The following is a 21,792-nucleotide window of genomic DNA, read 5'->3' as shown; positions in this document are numbered from 1 at the left end:
TACACGAATCACGAGAAGCGAAACCACCATCATGATGCGCAGCCATTATTGCGGCCAACTGAACGAGAGCCTGGACGGCCAGGAAGTCACCCTTTGCGGCTGGGTCCATCGTCGCCGCGACCACGGCGGGGTGATCTTCCTCGACATCCGTGACCGCGAAGGCATGGCCCAGGTCGTGTTCGACCCGGATCGCGCCGAAACCTTCGCCGCCGCCGACCGCGTGCGCAGCGAATACGTCGTGCAGATCACCGGCAAGGTGCGCAAGCGCCCTGACGGTGCGGTGAACGCCAACATGGCCTCCGGCGCCATCGAGATCCTCGGCTACCAGCTGAACGTGCTCAACGAAGCGGAAACCCCGCCGTTCCCGCTGAACGAGTACTCCGACGTTGGCGAGGAAACCCGCCTGCGCTACCGCTTCATCGACCTGCGTCGCCCGGAAATGGCCGACAAGCTGCGCCTGCGTTCGCGCATCACCAGCAGCATCCGCCGCTTCCTCGACGAAAACGGCTTCCTCGACGTCGAAACCCCGATCCTCACCCGTGCCACGCCGGAAGGTGCGCGTGACTACCTGGTGCCAAGCCGTACCCACGCCGGTAGCTTCTTCGCCCTGCCGCAGTCGCCCCAGCTGTTCAAGCAGCTGCTGATGGTGGCCGGCTTCGACCGCTACTACCAGATCGCCAAGTGCTTCCGTGACGAAGACCTGCGTGCCGACCGTCAGCCGGAGTTCACCCAGATCGACATCGAGACCAGCTTCCTTGATGAAAGCGAGATCATGGGCTTGACCGAAAGCATGATCCGCAAGCTGTTCAAGGAAGTGCTGGACCTGGAGTTCGGTGAATTCCCGCACATGACCTTCGAAGAAGCCATGCGCCGCTACGGCTCCGACAAGCCAGACCTGCGTAACCCGCTGGAACTGGTTGACGTTGCCGACCAACTGAAAGACGTCGACTTCAAGGTGTTCGCCGGCCCGGCCAACGATCCGAAGTGCCGTGTGACTGCCCTGCGCCTGCCAGGCGGTGCCAGCATGCCGCGCAGCAAGATCGACGAGTACACCAAGTTCGTTGGCATCTACGGTGCCAAGGGCCTGGCCTACATCAAGGTCAACGAGCGCGCCAAGGGCGTTGAAGGCCTACAGTCGCCGATCGTCAAGAACATTCCTGAGGCCAACCTCAACACCATCCTCGACCGCGTCGGTGCCGTAGACGGCGACATCGTGTTCTTCGGTGCCGACAAGTTCAAGGTGGTCAGCGAAGCCCTGGGCGCGCTGCGTATTCGCCTGGGTCACGACTTCGAGCTGCTGACCTGCGAGTGGGCACCGATGTGGGTTGTCGACTTCCCGATGTTCGAAGAAAACGAAGACGGCAGCTTCACCGCGCTGCACCACCCGTTCACCGCGCCGAAGTGCACCCCGGAAGAGCTCGAGGCCAACCCGGCCACGGCCCTGTCGCGTGCCTACGATATGGTTCTGAACGGTACCGAGCTGGGTGGCGGTTCGATCCGTATTCACCGCAAAGAGATGCAACAGGCGGTATTCCGCCTGCTGGGTATCGAGGCAGAAGAACAGGAAGAGAAGTTCGGCTTCCTGCTCGATGCCCTGAAGTTCGGTGCACCGCCTCACGGTGGCCTGGCCTTCGGCCTGGACCGCCTGGTCATGTTGATGACCGGCGCCCAGTCGATCCGTGAAGTGATCGCCTTCCCGAAAACCCAGAGCGCTGCATGCGTCATGACCCAGGCCCCTGGCATGGTCGACGCCAAGGCCCTGCGCGAGCTGCACATCCGACTGCGCGAACAGACCAAGGTCGAGTAAGCAGTCCCGGGCGCATCCACATGGATGCGCCTTTGCGTTTCGGCGCAGGTATTTTTCCGTCCCGCCCCGTACAGGGGCGGGGCTGTTTGTGAAACAAAGGATTCGGAGTCGTTATGGCTGGTCATTCCAAGTGGGCGAACATCAAGCACCGCAAAGAGCGCCAGGATGCCAAGAGAGGCAAGATCTTTACCAAGTGGATCCGCGAACTGACCGTTGCGGCCAAGCAAGGCGGTGCTGACCCGGCATCCAACCCGCGCCTGCGCCTGGCGCTGGACAAGGCCCTGGGCGCCAACATGAGCCGCGACATCATCGATCGCGCTGTGGCCCGGGGTGCCGGCACCAACGAAAGCGACAACGTCGAAGAGCTCAGCTATGAAGGTTACGGTCCGGGCGGCGTGGCGATCATGGTCGAAGCCATGACCGACAACCGCAACCGTACTGCCGCCGCCGTGCGTCATGCCTTCACCAAGTGTGGTGGCAACCTGGGTACCGACGGTTCGGTGGCCTACCTGTTCGAGCGCAAAGGCCAGATCAGCTTTGCGCCGGGCGTGGACGAAGACGCGTTGATGGAAGCAGCAATGGAGGCTGATGCCGACGACGTTGTGGCCAACGACGACGGCTCGTTCGAAGTGTTCACCTCGTTCAACAGCTTCTATGCCGTGCGCAACGCCCTGGAAGAGGCGGGTTTCAAGGCCGCTGACGCGGAAATCGTCATGCAGCCGACCACCAGCGCCGAGCTTGACCAGGAGGGTGCCGAGAAGGTGCTCAAGCTGATCGACATGCTCGAAGACCTGGATGACGTGCAGAACGTCTACTCCAATGCCCAGATTTCCGATGAGATCATGGAAAACCTCGGCTAAGGTTCTTTCGTTGGCCTTGAGGGCCTATTCGCGGGCAAGCCCGCTCCCACAGGGGCCGTGCGGTCTTTGTGGGAGCGGGCTTGCCCGCGAAAGGGCCGGTACATTTTGAACAAACAGGTACTATGACTCTGATTCTTGGTATCGACCCCGGCTCGCGCATCACCGGCTATGGCGTGGTACGCCAGACCGCCCGTGGGTGCGAGTACGTGGCGTCGGGCTGTATCCGCACCGGCAGCGGCGAGCTGCACGAACGGCTGCAGATTGTTTTTCGTGGTGTCAGTGAAATCATCGCCCAGCACGGCCCGGTGACCATGGGCATCGAGCGGGTGTTCATGGCCCGTAACGCCGACTCGGCGCTCAAGCTCGGCCAGGCCCGCGGTGCGGCCATCGTCGCGGCCGCCGAAGCCGGCCTGGAAATCGCCGAATACAGCGCCACCCAGGTCAAGCAGGCAGTAGCCGGCACGGGCGGGGCCAACAAGGAACAGGTGATGATGATGGTCATGCACCTGCTGAAATTGACGCAGAAGCCGCAGATCGACGCCTCCGACGCGCTGGCCATCGCCTTGTGCCATGCCCATACCCGCTCAAGCCTGGTGCCGCACGGCCTGAGCACGGCACGGCGACGCGGCGGGCGCTTGCGTCTGTAGGCGCTTCATGCGCTGATACACATTTTGTTCGGGTGATGCGTTCACCCGCTGCATTTGCTGATAGGGTTGAGCGGTCTTTGACCGGCTCCCCGAGAGGAAGGATCGGAACGTGATTGGACGTTTGCGCGGCACCTTGGCGGAAAAACAGCCGCCGCACCTGATTATCGACGTCAACGGCGTGGGGTACGAACTGGAAGTTCCCATGACCACGCTGTACCGTCTGCCCAAGGTGGGCGAAAGCGTCACCGTGCACACGCATCTGGTGGTGCGCGAAGATGCACACTTGCTATACGGCTTTGCCGAAAAGCGCGAGCGCGAGCTGTTCCGGGAGCTCATCCGCCTCAACGGCGTGGGCCCGAAGCTGGCGTTGGCGCTGATGTCCGGCCTGGAAGTCGACGAACTGGTGCGCTGCGTGCAAGCCCAGGATACTTCGGCCTTGGTGCGCGTGCCTGGTGTCGGCAAAAAAACCGCCGAACGTTTGCTGGTCGAGCTCAAAGACCGCTTCAAGGCCTGGGAAACCTCGCCCGCCATGTTTACCCTGGTGTCCGATGGTCCGTTGCCGGTTGCCAGCGAGTCCACTGCCGAGGCCGATGCGGTCAGCGCACTGGTCTCGCTGGGCTACAAGCCGCAGGAAGCCAGCAAGGCAATCGCCGCGATCAAGGACAAGGCCGGCCTGAGCAGTGAAGAGCTGATCCGCCGCAGCCTGAAAGGGATGATTACCAAGTGATCGAAGCCGACCGCCTGATCGCCGCCAGTGGCCGCGACCGTGAAGAAGTCCAGGACCGGGCGATCCGCCCTCTGCGGCTGGACGAGTACATCGGCCAGCCGGTCGTGCGCGAGCAGATGGCCCTGTTCATCCAGGCCGCCCGTGGGCGCAACGAGTCGCTCGACCACACGCTGATCTTCGGGCCGCCCGGGTTGGGCAAGACCACGTTGGCCAACATCATCGCCCAGGAAATGGGCGTTTCGGTCAAAAGCACCTCGGGCCCGATCCTGGAACGCCCCGGTGACCTGGCGGCCATGCTGACCAACCTCGAACCGCACGACGTCCTGTTCATCGACGAGATCCACCGGCTGTCACCGGTCGTCGAAGAGGTGTTGTACCCGGCCATGGAGGACTTCCAGCTCGACATCATGATCGGCGAAGGCCCGGCCGCCCGTTCGATCAAGCTCGACCTTCCACCGTTCACCCTGGTGGGGGCCACCACCCGTGCCGGCATGCTCACCAACCCGCTGCGGGACCGCTTCGGCATCGTCCAGCGCCTGGAGTTCTACAGCGATAAGGACCTGGCCACCATCGTCAGCCGTTCGGCCAACATCCTTGGCCTGGTCATCGACGATCAGGGCGCCTACGAAATTGCCCGCCGTGCCCGTGGCACTCCGCGTATCGCCAACCGCCTGCTGCGCCGCGTGCGCGACTACGCCGAGGTGCGCGGTAAGGGCCAGATCACCAAGGCCGTGGCCGACATGGCGCTGAACCTGCTGGACGTCGACGAGCGCGGTTTCGACCATTCCGACCGCCGCCTGCTGTTGACCATGATCGAGAAGTTCGATGGTGGCCCGGTAGGCGTGGACAACCTGGCGGCGGCGATCAGCGAAGAGCGCCACACCATCGAGGATGTGCTCGAACCGTACCTGATCCAGCAAGGCTATATCATGCGCACGCCACGCGGCCGCGTGGTTACCCGGCATGCCTACCTGCACTTTGGCCTGAATATTCCCGGGCGCCTGGGGGAGGGCGGTGATTTTTCGGAACCAGGCGATGAATGACAGATCGAATGCGACTTTTCGTGGTCCTACCGCTGGCATGCCCAGGGTGCGCTGGCAATAAGACATTAATGAAGAAAAAACAGTTGCCACAGCGGATTGGCAAGCTGAGGAGTAAGCACTAGAGTATGCGCGCGCAAAATCAGCTCGAACCGTTCGCACACCGTTGTCGCGTCTATTACGAAGACACCGATGCGGGCGGCGTGGTGTATTACGTCAACTACCTGAAATTCATGGAGCGCGCGCGCACCGAACGCCTGCGGCACCTGGGCTTTTCCCAGTCGCAACTGGCCGAAGACAACCTGCTGTTCGTGGTCCATTCCAGCGAAGCGCGCTATCACGCGCCGGCGCGGCTGGATGACGAATTGCGGGTAACCGCGCAAGTACTTGAACTCAATCGCGCCAGCCTGCGTTTCGTGCAGCAGGTCTGGCGGGAAAAGGATGAAACGCTGCTTTGCGAAGGGCAGTTCCTGGTGGCCGCCGTGCGCGCCGACACTTTCAAACCCCGAGCCATACCCCCCCAGCTGCGCGACGCCTTTGCGGCGGACGGCTCGGGTAATCAATCGAATGCAGGAGAATAAGCGTGGAAGCTAACGTCGTCGACCATACCTCCATGTGGAGTCTGGTCAGCAATGCCAGCGTGGTGGTACAGCTGGTAATGCTGACCCTGGTGGCCGCATCGGTCACTTCATGGATCATGATCTTCCAGCGCAGCACCATGCTGCGCGCCGGTCGTCGTGCGCTGGATGCCTTCGAGGAGCGCTTCTGGTCGGGCATCGACCTGTCCAAGCTGTACCGCCAGGCAGGCAGCAACCCAGACCCGGACTCCGGTGTAGAGCAGGTATTCCGTGCCGGCTTCAAGGAGTTCTCGCGCCTGCGCCAGCAGCCGGGCGTTGACCCGGATGCGGTCATGGAAGGCGTTGGCCGTGCCATGCGCGTGGCCATTTCGCGCGAGGAAGAAAAACTCGAGCAGAGCCTGCCATTCCTGGCCACGGTTGGTTCGACCAGCCCGTACATCGGCCTGTTCGGTACCGTGTGGGGCATCATGAACTCCTTCCGTGGCCTGGCCAGCGCCCAGCAGGCCACCCTGGCCACCGTTGCCCCGGGTATCGCCGAAGCGCTGATCGCTACCGCCATTGGCCTGTTCGCGGCAATCCCGGCGGTCATCGCCTACAACCGTTTCGCCGCGCGCAGTGAAGTGCTGATCGGTCGTTACTACACCTTCGCCGACGAGTTCCAGGCGATCCTGCACCGCAAAGTGCACACCAGCGAAGAGTAATCAGGTAGAAGCCCATGGCCCGAGTTCGCCACAAACGCAAGCCCGTCGCCGAGATGAACGTGGTGCCCTACATCGACGTGATGCTGGTGCTGCTGGTCATCTTCATGGTGACGGCGCCCATGCTCAACCAGGGCGTGAAGGTCGACTTGCCCAAGGTTTCCAGCGAAGCCTTGCCGCAGGACAACAACGTCCAGATCCTCACCATCTCCATCAAGGCCGATAAAACCTATTACTGGAACCTCGGCAGCGAAGTCGATACCGACAAGCAGATGGACAAGGCCATGACCTTGCCCGCCATGACCGACGCCGTGACCAAGATCATTGCTGCCGGCCGTGACCAGGGCAAGCAGACCCAGGTGTTCATTCGTGGCGACAAGGCTGTCGACTATGGCGCGGTCATGGGTGCCATGGGCGGGTTGCAGAAGGCCGGTGTCGGTAACGTTGGCCTGATTACCGAGGCGCCCTGATGCAACAGCGAGAGCCATCCGCCTCGGAAAGCTACTTCTGGCCCAGTGTCTGGGCCATCGGCCTGCATGTGTTGGTGTTCGCCCTGCTGTTCGTCAGTTTTGCCATGACGCCTGAGCTGCCGCCATCCAAGCCGATTGTTCAGGCTACCCTTTACCAGCTCAAGTCCAAGAGCCAGGCGACTACCCAGACCAATCAGAAGATTGCCGGGGAAGCGAAGAAAACGGCTTCGCGCCAGACCGAGGTCGAGCAGCTGGAGCAGAAGAAGGTCGAGCAGGAAGCCGTGAAGGCCGCGGAACAAAAGAAAGCCGACGCTGCTCAAAAGGCCGAAGAGGCCCGCGAAGCCGCCGAGGCAAAAAAAGCCGAGGACGCTGCCAAGGCCGCCGAAGCCGCCAAGGCTGCCGAGGCCAAGAAAGCCGCCGAAGCCAAGAAGGCCGACGAGGCGAAGAAGGCCGCCGAGAAGCAGCAGGCCGACATCGCCAAGAAGAAGGCCGAGGAAGAAGCCAAGAAAAAAGCCGAAGAAGAGGCCAAGAAAGAGGCCGCTGAAGAGGCGAAGAAACAAGCCGCCGAGGACGCCAAGAAAAAGGCAGCCGAAGAGGCCAAGAAGAAAGCAGCCGAGGACGCCAAGAAGAAAGCGGCGGCCGAGGACGCGAAGAAGAAGGCAGCTGAAGAGGCCAAGAAAAAGGCCGCTGCAGACGCCCAGAAGAAAAAGGCACAGGAAGCGGCCCGTAAGGCGGCAGAAGACAAGAAAGCCCAGGCCCTGGCCGAGCTGTTGTCCGACACCACCGAGCGGCAGCAAGCGCTGGCCGACGAGCAGGGTGACCAGGTGGCCGGCGACTTCGACGACCTGATCCGCATGCGCGCGGCCGAAGGCTGGGCGCGTCCGCCTTCCGCGCGCAAGGGCATGACGGTGGTCCTGCAGATCAACATGTTGCCGGACGGTACCATCACCAGTGTCAGCGTGGCCCGTTCCAGTGGTGACGGCCCGTACGACAGTTCGGCGGTGGCTGCGGTGAAGAACATTGGTCGTTTGACCGAGATGCAGGGTATGAAGCCGAGCGATTTCAACCAATATCGTTCGTTCAAGATGACATTTACACCTGAGGATCTAGCGTTGTGATTAAACGTCTTAGAGGACTGCTGGTCATGCTGTGCTGCGTGGCAGGCATGGCCGTGGCAGAGGAAAAGAACATCCTGGTCACCAGCGGCAGCGACCGGGCAACGCCCATCGCGGTAGTGCCGTTCGGTCTGCAGGGCGGCAGCGTGTTGCCAGAAGACATTGCCGATATCATCGGCAACGACCTGCGCAACTCAGGCTACTACTCGCCAATTCCGCGGCAGAACATGATCAGCCAGCCGTCGCAGGCCAGCGAAGTGATCTTCCGCGACTGGAAAGCACTGGGTGCACAGTACGTGATGGTGGGCAGCATCGTGCCGGCAGGCGGTCGCCTGCAGGTGCAGTACGCGCTGTTCAACGTCGCTACCGAGCAGCAAGTGCTGACCGGCAGCGTCGCGGGTAGCACCGACCAGTTGCGCGACATGGCGCACTACATTGCCGACCAGTCGTTCGAGAAACTCACCGGCATCAAGGGGGCGTTCTCCACCCGCATGCTGTACGTGACGGCCGAGCGTTTCTCCACTAACAACACCCGCTACACCCTGCAGCGTTCGGACTACGACGGTGCGCGTGCAGTTACCCTGCTGCAATCGCGTGAGCCGATCCTGTCGCCGCGCTTTGCGCCAGATGGCAAGCGTATCGCCTATGTGTCGTTCGAGCAGAAGCGCCCGCGCATCTTCATCCAGAACATCGATACCGGCCGCCGCGAGCAGGTGACCAACTTCGAAGGCCTGAACGGTGCGCCAGCCTGGTCGCCGGACGGTTCGCGCCTGGCGTTTGTATTGTCGAAAGACGGCAACCCGGACATCTACGTGATGAACGTGGCTTCGCGCCAGATCAGCCGTGTTACCGCAGGCCCGGGTATCAATACCGAGCCATTCTGGGGTAAAGATGGCAACACGCTTTACTTCACTTCCGACCGTGGCGGCAAACCGCAGATCTACAAACAGTCGGTCGGTGGCGGTGGTGCCGAGCGCGTAACCTTCGTGGGTAACTACAACGCCAACCCGAAGCTTTCGGCAGACGAAAAAACCCTGGTGATGATCCATCGCCAACAGGGCTTTACCAACTTTAAAGTGGCGGCACAGGACTTGCAGCGCGGAAGTGTAAAGATTCTGTCTGAAACAAGTCTTGATGAGTCTCCCACTGTTGCGCCTAACGGCACCATGCTAATCTACGCCACCCGCCAGCAGGGCCGGGGAGTCTTGATGCTCGTGTCGCTTAATGGCCGCGTGAGGCTCCCACTTCCTACCGCTCAAGGCGAAGTCAGAGAACCGTCCTGGTCCCCTTACCTGAACTGATTGCGGCGTAATACATTTTGCTTAACACACTGGGGTTTCATTAGGAGTTTCACGATGGAAATGCTGAAGTTTGGTAAATTTGCTGCGCTGGCTCTGGCCATGGCCGTAGCTGTAGGTTGCTCCTCGAAGGGCGGTGACAACGCAGGCGAAGGCGCTGCTGTAGACCCGAACGCTGGCTACGGTGCCAACACTGGCGCAGTTGACGGCTCCCTGAGCGAAGAAGCTGCCCTGCGCGCAATCACCACCTTCTACTTCGAATACGACAGCTCGGACCTGAAGCCAGAAGCCATGCGCGCTCTGGACGTTCACGCCAAGGACCTGAAGTCCAACGGCAACCGCGTTGTTCTGGAAGGCAACACCGACGAGCGCGGCACCCGCGAGTACAACATGGCTCTGGGTGAGCGTCGTGCGAAAGCCGTTCAGCGCTACCTGGTTCTGCAGGGCGTTTCCCCTGCTCAGCTGGAACTGGTTTCCTACGGCGAAGAGCGTCCAGTTGCCACCGGCAACGACGAGCAGTCCTGGGCTCAGAACCGTCGCGTAGAACTGCGTAAGTAAGTTCTTATGCGTATGTGCCGCCGTGTAGTAACCGTCCTCGCACTCAGCCTGCCGCTTGCGGCCTGGGCTGAGGTCCCTGTAGTAGATGACAACGCAGGCGCTTATCCGCCTGCGGGTTATGGCACGAGCGGCGCCTATGCCGGGTCGGGGGCTTCGGCCCCTGCCTCTGCACAGGGCCAGCTGTTCATGCAGCTGCAACAGATGCAGGACCAGCTTTCCCGCCAGCAAGGCATCATCGAAGAGCTGCAAAACGATGTGTCGCGCATGAAGCAGGAAAACCTGGAGCGATACCAGGACCTGGACCGTCGCATCAACAGTGGCGCTGCGCCTGCCGCAACCCCTGACAATTCCTCCGGTGGTGGTGCTTCCAATGCCGCCCCCGATGCAGCAGCAGGTGCTGCTGCGCAACAACCGGCCGCCAGTAGCGAGCCCGGTGATCCGGCGAAAGAAAAGCTCTACTACGATGCCGCTTTCGACCTGATCAAGCAGAAAGACTTCGACAAGGCCAGCCAGGCGTTCAATGCCTTCCTGCGCAAGTACCCCAACAGCCAGTACGCCGGCAATGCCCAGTACTGGTTGGGTGAAGTGAACCTGGCCAAGGGCGACCTGCAAGGTGCCAGCCAGGCCTTTGCCCAGGTCAGCCAGAAGTACCCGAAACACAGCAAAGTGCCGGATTCGCTCTATAAGCTGGCCGATGTCGAGCGCCGCATGGGCCACACCGACAAGGTCAAGGGCATCCTGCAACAGGTCATCACCCAGTACCCCGGCACCTCTGCCGCGCAACTGGCTCAGCGTGACCTGCAGAAGCTCTAAGCGCTGTAGCTGTACCTTTCGAAAGAAACCCGCGCCAGTCGCGGGTTTTTTCGTTAGAATCACTGCCCTTTTTTCGTAAACACGCTGCCGCGGATAACGCTATGTCGAGTCCGCGACAGTGCCTGACGGAGGCGGACAGCCTGTTTAGCTGTCACGCCCGTGGCGAGCATGCAAGACACACTACGCATCACCGAAGTCTTTTACTCTTTGCAGGGTGAAACGCGAACGGCTGGGCTGCCCACGGTTTTCGTGCGCCTCACCGGTTGCCCCCTGCGCTGCCAATACTGCGACAGTGCTTATGCCTTCACCGGCGGCACCATTCGCACCCTCGATTCGATCCTTGAGCAGGTTGCCGGCTTCAAGCCCCGTTATGTCTGTGTCACCGGCGGCGAGCCGTTGGCCCAGCCGAATGCCTTGCCGTTGCTGCAGCGTCTGTGCGACGCCGGTTACGAGGTGTCGCTGGAAACCAGCGGCGCGCTGGATATCGCTGGCACCGACACGCGCGTTAGCCGCGTAGTCGACCTGAAGACCCCGGGCTCTGAGGAGTCGCACCGTAACCGCTACGAGAACATCGAGCTGCTGACCCGCAATGACCAGGTCAAGTTCGTCATCTGTTCCCGAGAGGACTACGACTGGGCGGTGTCCAAGCTGATCCAGTACAACCTGGCCGAGCGTGCTGGCGAGGTGTTGTTCTCGCCGAGCCACCATCAGGTGAATGCCTGCGACCTGGCAGACTGGATCGTAGCGGACAACCTGCCTGTACGCTTCCAGTTGCAGTTGCACAAGCTGCTGTGGAACGACGAACCCGGACGTTGATTGAGGAGCAAGCACACATGACAGAAAAGCGCGCAGTAATCCTGTTGTCCGGCGGCCTGGACTCCGCCACCGTGGTCGCCATGGCCAAAGCAGAAGGCTATAGCTGCTACACCATGAGCTTCGACTACGGCCAGCGCCACCGTGCCGAGTTGAACGCTGCCGCACGCGTGGCCCGCGACCTGGGTGCGGTCGAGCACAAGGTGATTGGCCTTAACCTTGACGGTATTGGTGGTTCGGCGTTGACCGACAGCAGCATTGACGTGCCGGAAGCCCCCAGTGAAGGTATCCCGGTCACCTACGTACCGGCCCGCAACACCGTATTCCTGTCGCTGGCCTTGGGTTGGGCAGAAGTGCTGGAGGCGCGCGACATCTTTATCGGCGTCAATGCCGTGGATTACTCCGGTTACCCGGATTGCCGCCCCGAGTTCGTCGAGGCCTTCGAGTGTATGGCCAACCTGGCGACCAAGGCGGGTGTAGAGGGGCAGGGCTTCCGCATTCAGGCGCCGCTGCAGAACATGAGCAAGGCGCAGATCGTGCAGGCTGGTATCGCCCGCGGTGTGGACTACAGTTTGACTGTTTCCTGCTATCAGGCCGACGATGACGGCCGTGCCTGTGGCAAATGTGACAGCTGCCGCCTGCGTGCAGATGGCTTCAAGGCAGCCGGTGTCGAAGACCCGACACGGTATGTTTGACAAAAAACCTTTGATGGAGTGTTGATTTCCCGTTAGAAATCAGTATTATACGCGCCATCCAACGGGTCGTTAGCTCAGTTGGTAGAGCAGTTGGCTTTTAACCAATTGGTCGTAGGTTCGAATCCTACACGACCCACCATACTCTGTACGTCAAAGCCCGCTACCGGCAACGGTCGCGGGCTTTTTCGTTCTCGGCGCGTCATGCGCTCCCAGCTTACTCAGCCCACTCCGGATCCCCGGTGAACACCACCGTCAGCCAGCGGTCCGGCCCTTCGCCACCTACGGCATCACCAATCTCGTTGCGCCATGCATCCCATTCATCGATGGTCTTCGCCGCCATGGCTTTTGGCACGATGAAGTACAGCTCGATCTCCCGCGAGCGCCCGACCTTGGCCACATAGGCGCGGTATGACTGCAGCCCGTGGCGGGCAACGAAGGCCTTGGCCACCTCATCCACATGCAGCTTGAGGTCGCCGGGAGTGACCAGAAATATTTCTGACAGCGCCTGGCGCACCACCGACATCGGCAACGGCACGATTACCAGGCACACCAGCGCCAGCACGGCCGGGTCGATGTACGGTGATACCCACTCCAGCGACGTGCCCTGCACCGCGTAACCAAAGCAGAACGCAATCAGCAGCGCGGCGGTGATGCTGGCCGACATCACCCAGCCCTTGACGTCCATGCGCACGAAGTCTGATTTCAGCTTGCGGTTGGCGCGGGCTTCGACCACGGCGATGGTCACGCAGGTGATCACGGTCAGCACCGCATAGATCATGGCAATGCCGAATTCGAGGTGACGGCCGCCCTGCAGCAGGCTGCTGACGGCGTTGATCAATGCGTAGATGGCCACGCCGCTGAGCAGAATGCCGTTCAGTGCCAGCACCATGGGTTCCAGGTGCCAGAAACCCATGGTGAAGCGTTCGCGCAGCTTGCGCGACATCTGCACGCTGGTGGTATGCGAAGTGATCAGTTTGACCACAACAAGCGACAGGCCACTCATGCTGGCATCGACCAGCGAATAGACGCCGTCGAAGACGATGGAGTAGGAGCCGGAGGCCACGCCGAAGGCGATACCGATGCTGGCGATGAACAGGGTGACGGCAATCGAGGTGCGTAACAGGCCCTGTTCGCTGGTGATGTCGAAAAAGGTGGATCGGGTTGCGGTTTGCATGAAGTGTGCTCAGTAAAAACGATAATGCTGTGGAGTCTGTGGTGGCCTCTGCGCCGGCTCGCCCGCTCCCACAGGATTTGCACAGACCTTGAAGTCGGCAGCGGACCTGTGGGAGCGGGCAAGCCCGCGAAGAAGGTGCATTGGCCTTCACAGACTAGACGCGGAATTGCTCCATCAGCGCCTGTTGTTGATTGGCCAGCCGGTTCAGCGCCTGGCTGATGCGTGCCGATTCGTCGGCCTGGCCCGCCAGCGACTCGGTCACATCCCGAATGCCGGCGACGTTGCGGTTCACTTCCTCAGCCACCGCGCTCTGCTCCTCCGCGGCCGAGGCAATCTGCAGGTTCATGTCGCTGATCACGGTCACCGCCTCGCCAATGCGCTGCAGTGCCGGTAGTGCCTGTTCCATGCGCGCTGCGCTGTCCTGTGCCTGGCGCTGGCCTTCGTGCATGGCGCCCACGACATCCTGGGTACCTTGCTGCAAGCCTTCGATGACCTGGCGAATCTCCTCCACCGACACCTGCGTGCGCTGGGCCAGCCCGCGTACTTCATCGGCGACCACGGCAAAACCGCGCCCGGCCTCGCCAGCACGGGCCGCTTCGATGGCGGCATTCAGCGCCAGCAGGTTGGTCTGCTCGGCGATGGTGCGGATCACTTCCAGCACCGAGCCGATCCGCCCGCTGCGGTCTTCCAGGGCACGTGCCTCGTCCATGGCGGTGTCCATGCCGGCGGCCAGGCGGTCGATGCCCTGGCGGGTGCTGTCGATCAGCTGCAGGCCTTCGCGGCTGGCCTGGTCGGCGGCGCGCGCGGCCTGAGCCGCCTGCGAGGCGTTGTGGGCGACATCCAGCGCGGTGGCGCTCATCTCGTTGGCAGCCGTGGCCACCTGCTCGATTTCCCGGTGCTGCTGTTGCATGCCGTTGCTGGTCTGGCTGGCGATGGCGGCTGACTGGTCGGCTGTGCTGCGGGCCTCCTGCAGTGAGCCTTTGACCTGGGCGATGATCGGCTGCAGCTTGTCGAGGAAGCGGTTGAACCACCCCGTGAGCTGGCCCAGTTCGTCGTCGCGGGCGTATTCCAGGCGGCGGGTCAGGTCGCCTTCGCCGCTGGCGATGTCTTTAAGACGCGCAGCCACGGCCAGGATGGGCCGGGTAACGCCGCGTGCGGTCAGCCATACCAGCAGCAAACCCATCACCGCCGCGCCAAGGCCGATCAGCAGGCTGGTGAGGTTGGCGCTCTGGTTGTGTGCGTCCAGGCGTTGATTGAGGGCCACGGCGGGTGCCTGCAGCACGCTTTCTGGCAACTCCAGCAAAACCTGCCACGGCGCTGCATCAGGGATTGGCGTGAAGGGGTGGGCCACGCGCAGCAGGCCGTCGGCTACCGCCTTGTCCATGGGCTGGCCGAGCGCGCTGTCGTCGCGGCTGTTGCCTGCCAGCAGGCCGGCAGCGCTGGCGATACTCACCTGGCCCTGGCCATCGAACAGTTCGCGTCGGCCCTCCACGCTCAGTTGCTGGAGGTTGGCAAGGCCAATGTCCAGGCCGACCACGCCGATCACCTTGCCGTGCTCCAGCAGCGGCAGGGCGATGCTGGTCATCAGCACCTGGCGGCCGTTGACGTCGTCCAGATACGGCTCGAGCATGCACGTTTTGGCGGTGTCCTGCGGGCAGGTCAGCCAGCGGTTCTTCGCCGCGCCGTTGCTGCCGATGCTGGCATCGCCGAGCATCGATTCCGGCATGGCCTCACGTTCCAGTGCGCCGTGGCTTGGCTGCGACCAGTACAACGAGAAACGCCCGCTGTCGTTGCTGCCTGCGGCATCCTGGCCGACGAACTGGCTGTCCTGCTGGTCCAGCGCGTTGGGCTGGAATACGAGGTACAGGCCTATCACGTCCGGGTTGCCGGCCAGGCTGGCATGCGCCTGGCGGGTCAGCTCGGCGCGCAGGTCACTGCCGCCACGGTCCTTCAGTACCTGTACCAGGCGGGCAAAGCCATTGCCGTACTGGTAAGCGTCCATGAAGTAGCGCTGGATACGCAGGGCCTGGGTTTCAGCGTGGGCCTGCAGGCGCTGGCGGGCGCTGCTGTCGAGCATGGCGGTGTTGGCCTGGTTGACCAGCGCGGCACTGCGTTGTGCCTGGGTCAGCGAAGTGGCCACCAGCAAGGCGACGATGGCCAGCAGGCACAAGCCGGCGAGCAGGGTGATCTTCCATTGGATGGAGAGGCGACGCAGCGGCATGAGGGCTTTCCTTTTCGAACAAGTACAACGCCCGCAGTCAGGCGCGGGCGTTGTTGGCAGCGTGGGTCATTCGGCGACGTAGTTGGGCGGTGCCGACCGGAAGGCTTTGGTCAGCCAGCCCAGGTAGATCAGCCCGAGCGCAGCCCAGATGCCGCCAAACATCAGCGAATGCGCATTCAGGTCCAGCCACAGCGAGACGATGATGCAGAAGCCGACGGTAGGCAGTACCAGGTATTTCAGCTGGTTGGCCAGGCCTTTGCGGTTGCCTTCGCGCAGGTAGCAGTGGTTGATCACCGACAGGTTGACGAAGCTGAACGCGACCAGGGCGCCGAAGTTGATGATCGAGGTGGCGGTCACCAGGTCGAAGAAGATTGCCGACAGCGAAATCAGCCCCACTACCGCAATGTTCAGCACGGGTGTCTTGTAGCGTGAATGCAGGCGGGCGAAGACGCTGGCCGGGATCACGTTGTCGCGGCCCATCACGTACAGCAGGCGCGACACGCTGGTTTGCGAGGCCAGGCCAGAGGCGATGGTGTTGATCACGGTGCAGGCGATAAAAATCGACTGGAACAGTTTGCCACCCACGTACAGGGCGATTTCCGGCAGGGCCGCTTCATGGTCGTGGAAGCGCGCCATGGTCGGGAAATAAGCCTGGATGAAGTACGACACGGTGATGAACACCACGCCGCCGATCAGCGCAGTGAGGAAAATGGCACGTGGGATGGTCTTGCTCGGGTCACGGGTTTCCTCGGACAGGCAGGTAACCGCGTCAAACCCCAGGAACGAGAAGCACAGGATGGTCGCGCCAGCGGCCAGGGCGCTGAACTGGGTCTGGCTGTCGCCGAAGGGGACCAGGCTCCAGGCGGTACCCAGCCCTTCACCGTGGTCCAGGCCGCGCACGCACAGGTAGATGAACACCGCGATGATGGCTACCTGCACACCCACGAACAACAGGTTGAAGTGCGCCACCAGATTCACGCTGCGCATGTTGATCAGGCTGATCAGGGTGACGAAACCGGCCACCCACAGCCACTCTGGTACTTCCGGGAACATGGCCGAGAGGTAAAGCTTGGCCAGCAACGCGTTGACCATCGGCAGCAGCAGGTAATCCAGCAGCGACGACCAGCCGACCAGGAAGCCTACATGCGGGTTGATGGCGCGTTGGGTGTAGGTGTAGGCCGAGCCCGACTGCGGGAAGCGCTTTACCAGGGTGCCGTAGCTCACGGCGGTGAACAGGATGCCGGCCAGCGCCAGGATGTAGGCGCTGGGTACGTGGCCGGCGGTAATCCCGCTGACGATGCCGAAGGTGTCGAACACGGTCATCGGCGTCAGGTAGGCCAGGCCGATGATGATCACATGCCAGAGACGCAGGGTTTTGCGAAGTTGGCCGTTGCCGGTAGCGCTGTGGTCATGCTGCATGCTGGCATGGCTCCTGCGGCTGGGCGTAAACGGCGGGCACGGTGTATTGCGCATGCGGCAAGGGCGAGCGGGTGGGCTCCATGTTGTTCACCTTTTATGTTGGAGCGGCGGAAGGCGCGGGGGACGCGCAAAGTGGTGAAAATAAAAAACGATGGGTAGGTGGGTGTCAAGTTAAACATGACAAGATGTTACTGAATTGAAACATTTATCGATTTAAAGGCTGTTTTGTTCGGTTTTTGCGCAGTTTTTTGCGATTTTGATCAACTTGAATGTTCGTAAAAATTAACGATTGGGCAGCGTCGTTGGGCTGGGTGTCAGACGCTTCCCAAAAATGCCATTTCTCGATCCGCACCCGCCTGTGTCACCTGTTGCAGTGGTAATCTTCGCTGCGCGGCCTTTGGTCGCCCAACAAGCCCTTACGGACAGCATTCGGTTCTATTCATGAAGAAATCAGTTGGCATCCTTTCCGGCCTGGCTATCGCCATTGCCGTCGCAACCACCGCTGGCGCCTGGTACACCGGCAAGCAGCTGCCGGCCGAGCTGGACAATGCCCTTGCCCGCAGTAACGCCGAGCTGAAGAAAGCCCTGGTGACCACTGGTGGCAGCATGAGCATCGAGCGGGTGTCGCTGGAGCAGCATTTCTTCAGCAGTACCGCCCAGTACCGCCTGAAGGCACGCGACATCAATGTGGGTGACGGCGAGGTGTTGAGTTTCGACGTGGGCGTGACCGACCAGATCGAGCACGGCCCGTTCCCCTGGTCGCGGGTCAAGGCGTTCAAGCTGATGCCGGTGCTGGCGGTCAGCAACAGTAGTTTGCAAAAGGACGAAGCCACCGCAGCGTGGTTTGCCGCAGCGGGTGAGCAGGCGCCGGTCAGCGCCCAAACCAGCCTGGGCTACGGCGGTAATGTGGTCAGCCAGGTGCGGCTGGCGCCGGTCAAGCTCGACGAAGCGGACGGCAACAGCCTCGACTTCTCGGGTATGCAGCTGGAGGTCAGTGGCGACAAGGAAGGCAAGGCATCCAGATTCCACGGCCAGGCCGACCGCTTTGTGATGAAACTGGTGCGTGACGACCAGCCGCCTGCCACGTTCGAGCTCAAAGGCCTGAAGCTTGGCGGTAACCTGACAGCCACCGCGCACGACGCCATCTATGTCGGTAATGCCGACCTGGTGCTGGCTGAAACCAAGGTCACTCTGGGGCCCAAACAGCAGGTGCTGCTGATCAAGGGCTTTGAGCAAAATGCCCTGCAGACCCTTGATGGCCCGGATACCGTGGGCGGTCGCGTGGAGTACAAGGTTGGCGACATCACCTGGGATGGTCGTGCAGTGGGTAAGGCACAGATGGCGGTGAGCATTACCTCGGTCAATGCACCGGCGCTGCAGGCATTGTCGAAGTGGTACCAGGCGCATCTGCCGGAATTTGAAGCTGCCTCTGCTGCGGGCCAACCCGTGCCGCAGATCCAGATGGATGACGCGGAAAAGGCAAGGTTCCAAGGGGATCTGAAGCAACTGCTGGCGGCAAAACCGAAGGTGGCGATAGAAAACCTGTCGTTCAAGACCGCCAATGGCGAGAGCCGCTTCAACCTGTCGATGGACTTTGCTGCCCCGGTCAGTTTCGACCTGCCGCCGGACCAGCTGAGCAAGCAGATGATCACCGAGGTGAAGAGCAAGCTCTCGTTGTCCAAGCCGATGATGGGTGACCTGGCGACCTTGCAGGCCCTGCTGGAGGGTCAGACTGACGCTCAGGCGATTGCCATGCAGTCGAGTCAGGCGGGGGAGATGGTTGGCATGATGGCGCTGCAGAGTGGCATGGCGACTGTCGAAGGTAATGATGTGGTGAGCAGCCTGCACTATGCCGATGGCATGGTTGACTTCAACGGCAGGAAAATGACCGTGGAAGAGTTCGCCATGCTGATGGCGGCGCACCTGGCTGCGTTGTCGCCGCAGGGTTGATCGCCACCCTGTACTGGCCTCTTCGCGGGTAAACCCGCGAAAGGGCTGGTGCAGCCAACACAAAAACCACTTTAGAATTCGCTGGATTGTCTGTAGCCTTCGGCCTCCGATAATAATCCGTGCCCGCAGAGGGCCGTGGCGGGCAGTATGCCGTCCGGCACCCTTAGCCGATCTGTCAGGGCCGGGTGATACACTCGATTTGACGCGCACGCGCGCCTGCAGGTCCAGCGATCATGACCCAGATTTCCGAACGCCTGTTGGTTCAGGCCCACCTCGACGCCAAGCAGCCCAACCCGCTGACAGCCGAGCAGGAGGCCGAATACCGTGCGGCCATCGCTGCCGAGCTCAAGGCCCAGAACGCAGTGCTGGTTGCCCACTATTACTGCGACCCGGTCATCCAGGCGCTGGCTGAAGAAACCGGCGGCTGCGTGTCCGACTCGCTGGAAATGGCCCGCTTCGGCAAGAACCACCCGGCCGAGACCGTGATCGTGGCTGGCGTGCGTTTCATGGGCGAAACGGCAAAAATCCTCACCCCGGAAAAGCGCGTGCTGATGCCGACCCTGGAGGCGACCTGCTCGCTCGACCTGGGTTGCCCGGTGGAAGAGTTTTCTGCGTTCTGCGACCAGCATCCTGAACGCACCGTGGTGGTTTACGCCAACACGTCCGCCGCCGTGAAGGCCCGTGCTGACTGGGTCGTGACCTCAAGCTGCGCGCTGGAAATTGTCGAGAGCCTGATGGATAACGGCGAGACCATCATCTGGGGGCCGGACCAGCACCTGGGCCGTTACATCCAGAAGCAGACCGGTGCCGACATGCTGCTGTGGGACGGTGCCTGCATCGTTCACGAAGAATTCAAATCGCGTCAGCTGGCCGACATGAAGGCGCTGTACCCGGACGCCGCGATCCTGGTGCACCCTGAGTCGCCGGAAGCGGTCATCGAACTGGCCGACGCAGTGGGCTCTACCAGCCAGCTGATTAAGGCAGCGCAGACCCTGCCGAACAAGACCTTCATCGTCGCCACCGATCGTGGCATCTTCTACAAGATGCAGCAGCTGTGCCCGGACAAGGAATTCGTCGAAGCGCCTACTGCCGGCAATGGCGCGGCCTGCCGCAGTTGCGCGCATTGCCCGTGGATGGCGATGAATACCCTGGAGCGCGTGCTGCACTGCTTGCGTAATGGCGGTGATGAGATTTTCGTCGACCCGGCGCTGGTGCCCAAGGCGATCAAACCGTTGAACCGAATGCTGGACTTTACCCAGGCTGCAAGGCTGAAACTGTCCGGTAACGCCTGACGACAGACCGCGTCGTCTTCTTCGCGGGCTCGCCCGCTCTCACAGATACAGCGCCGCGCTCGCAGGCGGTGCAATCCCTGTGGGAGCGGGCGAGCCCGCGAAAGGGCCCTCAGCGCCCCATCATTTCCCGAACCATGCGTTGCTGCTCCATGATCTCGCGCTGGCGCTGGTCAATCTGCGAAGCCAGCGGGAAGTTGCTGCCCGACCGGCGTTTGGCGTAATCCAGTTGCTGGATCGCCTGGTCAAAGTCCCCCACCAGGGTGAAATACTCGGCCCGTGCGCGGTGCAGGCCAATGGTATTGCCCGACAAGCCCCGCACTTCAGCCATGTCGTACCACACGTCCGGGTCATCCGGCCGGCTCTTGACCAGTTCGTTCAGCACCTTCTCCGCTTCGGCAGGCTTGTTCTGCTTCACCAGCAAATCGGCGCGGACCTGTTTCAGGGGGTAGTTGCCCGGGTACAGCCCCTGCATCCGCTCGGCCCGCTGCTGCGCGTCGGCCAGGCGATTGTTGGTGATGTCCAAGTCGATCTGCGCCAGGTTGTAGGTGATGTCGTTGGGTGCCTTGGCCAGTAGCGGCTTGAGCATTTCACGTGCTTCGTTCAGCTGCCCGCCTTTGATCTGAGCCAAGGCCAGGCCGTAACGCGCGGCGTCCAGCTTCGGGTCTTCGTCCAGCTGGGCACGGAAACGCTTGGCCGCAAGCCCCGGTGTACCTTCGTAGGTCAGCGCCACCCGGGCGCGAATCAGCTGGTAGCGCATGCTGTCTTCAATGCCGCCCTTGGGCGCCTGGTCGGCCCGGTTGCGGGTATCGGCGATACGGGATTCGGTCACCGGGTGGGTCAGCAGGAACTCAGGCGGCTTGGCGTCATAGCGGTACTGGCGTGCCAGGCGCTCGAACATGGTCGGCATGTTGCGCGGGTCGTAGCCGGCCTTTTCCAGGTTCTGGATACCGATACGGTCGGCTTCCTGTTCGTTCTGGCGCGAGAAGCGGCGCTGTTCCTGGATTGCCGCCGCCTGGGTACCGGCAATCATGCCGATGCCCGCATCGCCGGCGCCACCGGCGGCCAGCACGATACCGGCCAGCAACGCCGCCATCATCGGCAGCTGCATGCGCTGCTGCGCCTCGACGCCTCGGGCGAAGTGGCGCTGCGACAAGTGTGCCAGTTCGTGCGCCAGTACCGAGGCGTACTCGCCTTCGGTCTGGGCGTTGAGGAACAGCCCGCCGTTGACCCCGACAATGCCACCCGGGGCGGCAAAGGCGTTTAGCTCGCGGCTGTCGATCAAGATGAATTCCAGGCGCCGGTCCTGCAGCTGGCTGGTTTCGGCCAGTTTGTACACGCTGGTTTCGACATAGTCCTTGAGCTGTGGGTCGTTCAGCTGGTTGACCTGGCCACGCAGCAGGCTCAGCCAGGCGCGGCCCAGTTGGTGCTCCTGTTGCGGCGAAACGATCGCGGAACTGGCGTCACCCAGTGATGGCAGGTCGTCAGCATGGCCGGGAAGGGCCATCAGGCAGGCCAGCGTCAGCAGGGTAGGGCGCAGTAGATTCATGCATGAAGCTCGCGTCGGTCAAAGATACCTACTGTAGCGGGCTCACACGTTGGCGACCAGTGGCGCTATCC

Annotated in this window: 20 protein-coding genes, 1 tRNA gene and 1 pseudogene; 17 read left to right on the top strand and 5 right to left on the bottom strand. The window is 61.9% G+C overall.

Annotated features, from left to right (window positions below):
* Window positions 1-31: 31 nt before the first annotated feature.
* From aspS to ACF8R4_RS14045, 15 genes are all read left to right on the top strand, one after another.
* Complete coding sequence (gene aspS, locus ACF8R4_RS14115) at window positions 32-1,807, top strand: aspartate--tRNA ligase (protein ID WP_019098464.1); 1,776 nt, start codon at window positions 32-34, stop codon at window positions 1,805-1,807.
* 113 nt (window positions 1,808-1,920) lie between these two features.
* Window positions 1,921-2,667 (top strand): YebC/PmpR family DNA-binding transcriptional regulator, encoded by a 747-nt coding sequence (locus tag ACF8R4_RS14110; protein ID WP_060498624.1) that lies wholly within the window; start codon window positions 1,921-1,923, stop codon window positions 2,665-2,667.
* Between the two features lie 122 nt (window positions 2,668-2,789).
* Entirely contained in the window at window positions 2,790-3,314 is a 525-nt protein-coding gene (ruvC, locus tag ACF8R4_RS14105; protein WP_003254769.1) for a crossover junction endodeoxyribonuclease RuvC, read from the top strand.
* 109 nt (window positions 3,315-3,423) lie between these two features.
* Window positions 3,424-4,041 carry a Holliday junction branch migration protein RuvA gene (ruvA, locus tag ACF8R4_RS14100; RefSeq protein WP_016711996.1) on the top strand — a complete coding sequence of 206 codons (618 nt, stop codon included), beginning with the start codon at window positions 3,424-3,426 and terminating at the stop codon, window positions 4,039-4,041.
* Window positions 4,038-5,084, top strand: coding sequence for a Holliday junction branch migration DNA helicase RuvB (gene ruvB / locus ACF8R4_RS14095; protein WP_060498625.1), 1,047 nt, complete (start codon window positions 4,038-4,040; stop codon window positions 5,082-5,084). The genes ruvA and ruvB overlap by 4 nt, the downstream gene beginning before the upstream one ends.
* A gap of 125 nt (window positions 5,085-5,209) precedes the next feature.
* Complete coding sequence (ybgC, locus tag ACF8R4_RS14090) at window positions 5,210-5,662, top strand: tol-pal system-associated acyl-CoA thioesterase (protein WP_016711994.1); 453 nt, start codon at window positions 5,210-5,212, stop codon at window positions 5,660-5,662.
* A 2-nt stretch (window positions 5,663-5,664) separates the two neighbouring features.
* Window positions 5,665-6,360: a protein TolQ gene (tolQ, locus tag ACF8R4_RS14085; protein WP_010952367.1), complete on the top strand. Its 696-nt coding sequence runs from the start codon at window positions 5,665-5,667 to the stop codon at window positions 6,358-6,360.
* A 14-nt stretch (window positions 6,361-6,374) separates the two neighbouring features.
* Window positions 6,375-6,827 (top strand): protein TolR, encoded by a 453-nt coding sequence (gene tolR, locus ACF8R4_RS14080; RefSeq protein WP_003254760.1) that lies wholly within the window; start codon window positions 6,375-6,377, stop codon window positions 6,825-6,827.
* Complete coding sequence (gene tolA, locus ACF8R4_RS14075; protein WP_016711993.1) at window positions 6,827-7,945, top strand: cell envelope integrity protein TolA; 1,119 nt, start codon at window positions 6,827-6,829, stop codon at window positions 7,943-7,945. Before tolR ends, tolA begins: the two co-directional genes overlap by 1 nt.
* 26 nt (window positions 7,946-7,971) lie before the next feature.
* Entirely contained in the window at window positions 7,972-9,243 is a 1,272-nt protein-coding gene (gene tolB / locus ACF8R4_RS14070) for a Tol-Pal system beta propeller repeat protein TolB (RefSeq protein WP_019098470.1), read from the top strand.
* Between the two features lie 54 nt (window positions 9,244-9,297).
* Complete coding sequence (gene pal, locus ACF8R4_RS14065) at window positions 9,298-9,798, top strand: peptidoglycan-associated lipoprotein Pal (protein ID WP_012273762.1); 501 nt, start codon at window positions 9,298-9,300, stop codon at window positions 9,796-9,798.
* 6 nt (window positions 9,799-9,804) lie between these two features.
* On the top strand, window positions 9,805-10,611 hold the full coding sequence (gene ybgF / locus ACF8R4_RS14060; RefSeq protein WP_016711991.1) for a tol-pal system protein YbgF: 807 nt from the start codon (window positions 9,805-9,807) through the stop codon (window positions 10,609-10,611).
* 168 nt (window positions 10,612-10,779) lie between these two features.
* Window positions 10,780-11,427, top strand: coding sequence for a 7-carboxy-7-deazaguanine synthase QueE (gene queE, locus ACF8R4_RS14055; RefSeq protein WP_392492723.1), 648 nt, complete (start codon window positions 10,780-10,782; stop codon window positions 11,425-11,427).
* Window positions 11,428-11,444: 17 nt separating this feature from the next.
* Window positions 11,445-12,119 carry a 7-cyano-7-deazaguanine synthase QueC gene (gene queC, locus ACF8R4_RS14050; RefSeq protein WP_060498627.1) on the top strand — a complete coding sequence of 225 codons (675 nt, stop codon included), beginning with the start codon at window positions 11,445-11,447 and terminating at the stop codon, window positions 12,117-12,119.
* A gap of 63 nt (window positions 12,120-12,182) precedes the next feature.
* Window positions 12,183-12,258 (top strand) — tRNA-Lys (locus ACF8R4_RS14045).
* A gap of 75 nt (window positions 12,259-12,333) precedes the next feature.
* Here the strand turns inward: ACF8R4_RS14045 and ACF8R4_RS14040 are convergent.
* The 4 genes and pseudogenes from ACF8R4_RS14040 to ACF8R4_RS14025 form a co-directional block, all read right to left on the bottom strand.
* Entirely contained in the window at window positions 12,334-13,293 is a 960-nt protein-coding gene (locus tag ACF8R4_RS14040) for a cation diffusion facilitator family transporter (RefSeq protein ID WP_060498628.1), read from the bottom strand.
* Between the two features lie 154 nt (window positions 13,294-13,447).
* On the bottom strand, window positions 13,448-14,203 hold the full coding sequence (locus ACF8R4_RS14035; RefSeq protein ID WP_374754789.1) for a methyl-accepting chemotaxis protein: 756 nt from the start codon (window positions 14,201-14,203) through the stop codon (window positions 13,448-13,450).
* A gap of 102 nt (window positions 14,204-14,305) precedes the next feature.
* A pseudogene (locus tag ACF8R4_RS14030) lies at window positions 14,306-15,295 on the bottom strand (HAMP domain-containing protein); the annotation flags it as partial.
* Window positions 15,296-15,580: 285 nt separating this feature from the next.
* A complete protein-coding gene (locus ACF8R4_RS14025) occupies window positions 15,581-16,933 on the bottom strand; it encodes an APC family permease (protein WP_060498630.1) in 1,353 nt (450 codons plus the stop codon).
* A gap of 441 nt (window positions 16,934-17,374) precedes the next feature.
* Here ACF8R4_RS14025 and ACF8R4_RS14020 point away from each other — a divergent pair, with 441 nt between their 5' ends.
* Window positions 17,375-18,883: a YdgA family protein gene (locus tag ACF8R4_RS14020; protein ID WP_060498631.1), complete on the top strand. Its 1,509-nt coding sequence runs from the start codon at window positions 17,375-17,377 to the stop codon at window positions 18,881-18,883.
* A 233-nt stretch (window positions 18,884-19,116) separates the two neighbouring features.
* Window positions 19,117-20,175, top strand: a complete 1,059-nt coding sequence (gene nadA, locus ACF8R4_RS14015; protein WP_016711984.1) for a quinolinate synthase NadA — start codon at window positions 19,117-19,119, stop codon at window positions 20,173-20,175.
* Between the two features lie 109 nt (window positions 20,176-20,284).
* Here nadA and ACF8R4_RS14010 read toward each other — a convergent pair whose 3' ends face one another.
* On the bottom strand, window positions 20,285-21,721 hold the full coding sequence (locus tag ACF8R4_RS14010) for a M48 family metalloprotease (RefSeq protein ID WP_016711983.1): 1,437 nt from the start codon (window positions 21,719-21,721) through the stop codon (window positions 20,285-20,287).
* Window positions 21,722-21,792: the final 71 nt, after the last annotated feature.

This window comes from Pseudomonas sp. FYR_2, assembly GCF_043106425.1.
Classification (GTDB): Bacteria; Pseudomonadota; Gammaproteobacteria; order Pseudomonadales; family Pseudomonadaceae; genus Aquipseudomonas; species Aquipseudomonas monteilii.
The sequence above is the reverse complement of the archived record's forward strand: the minus strand, read 5'-3'. Positions and strand labels throughout refer to the sequence as shown.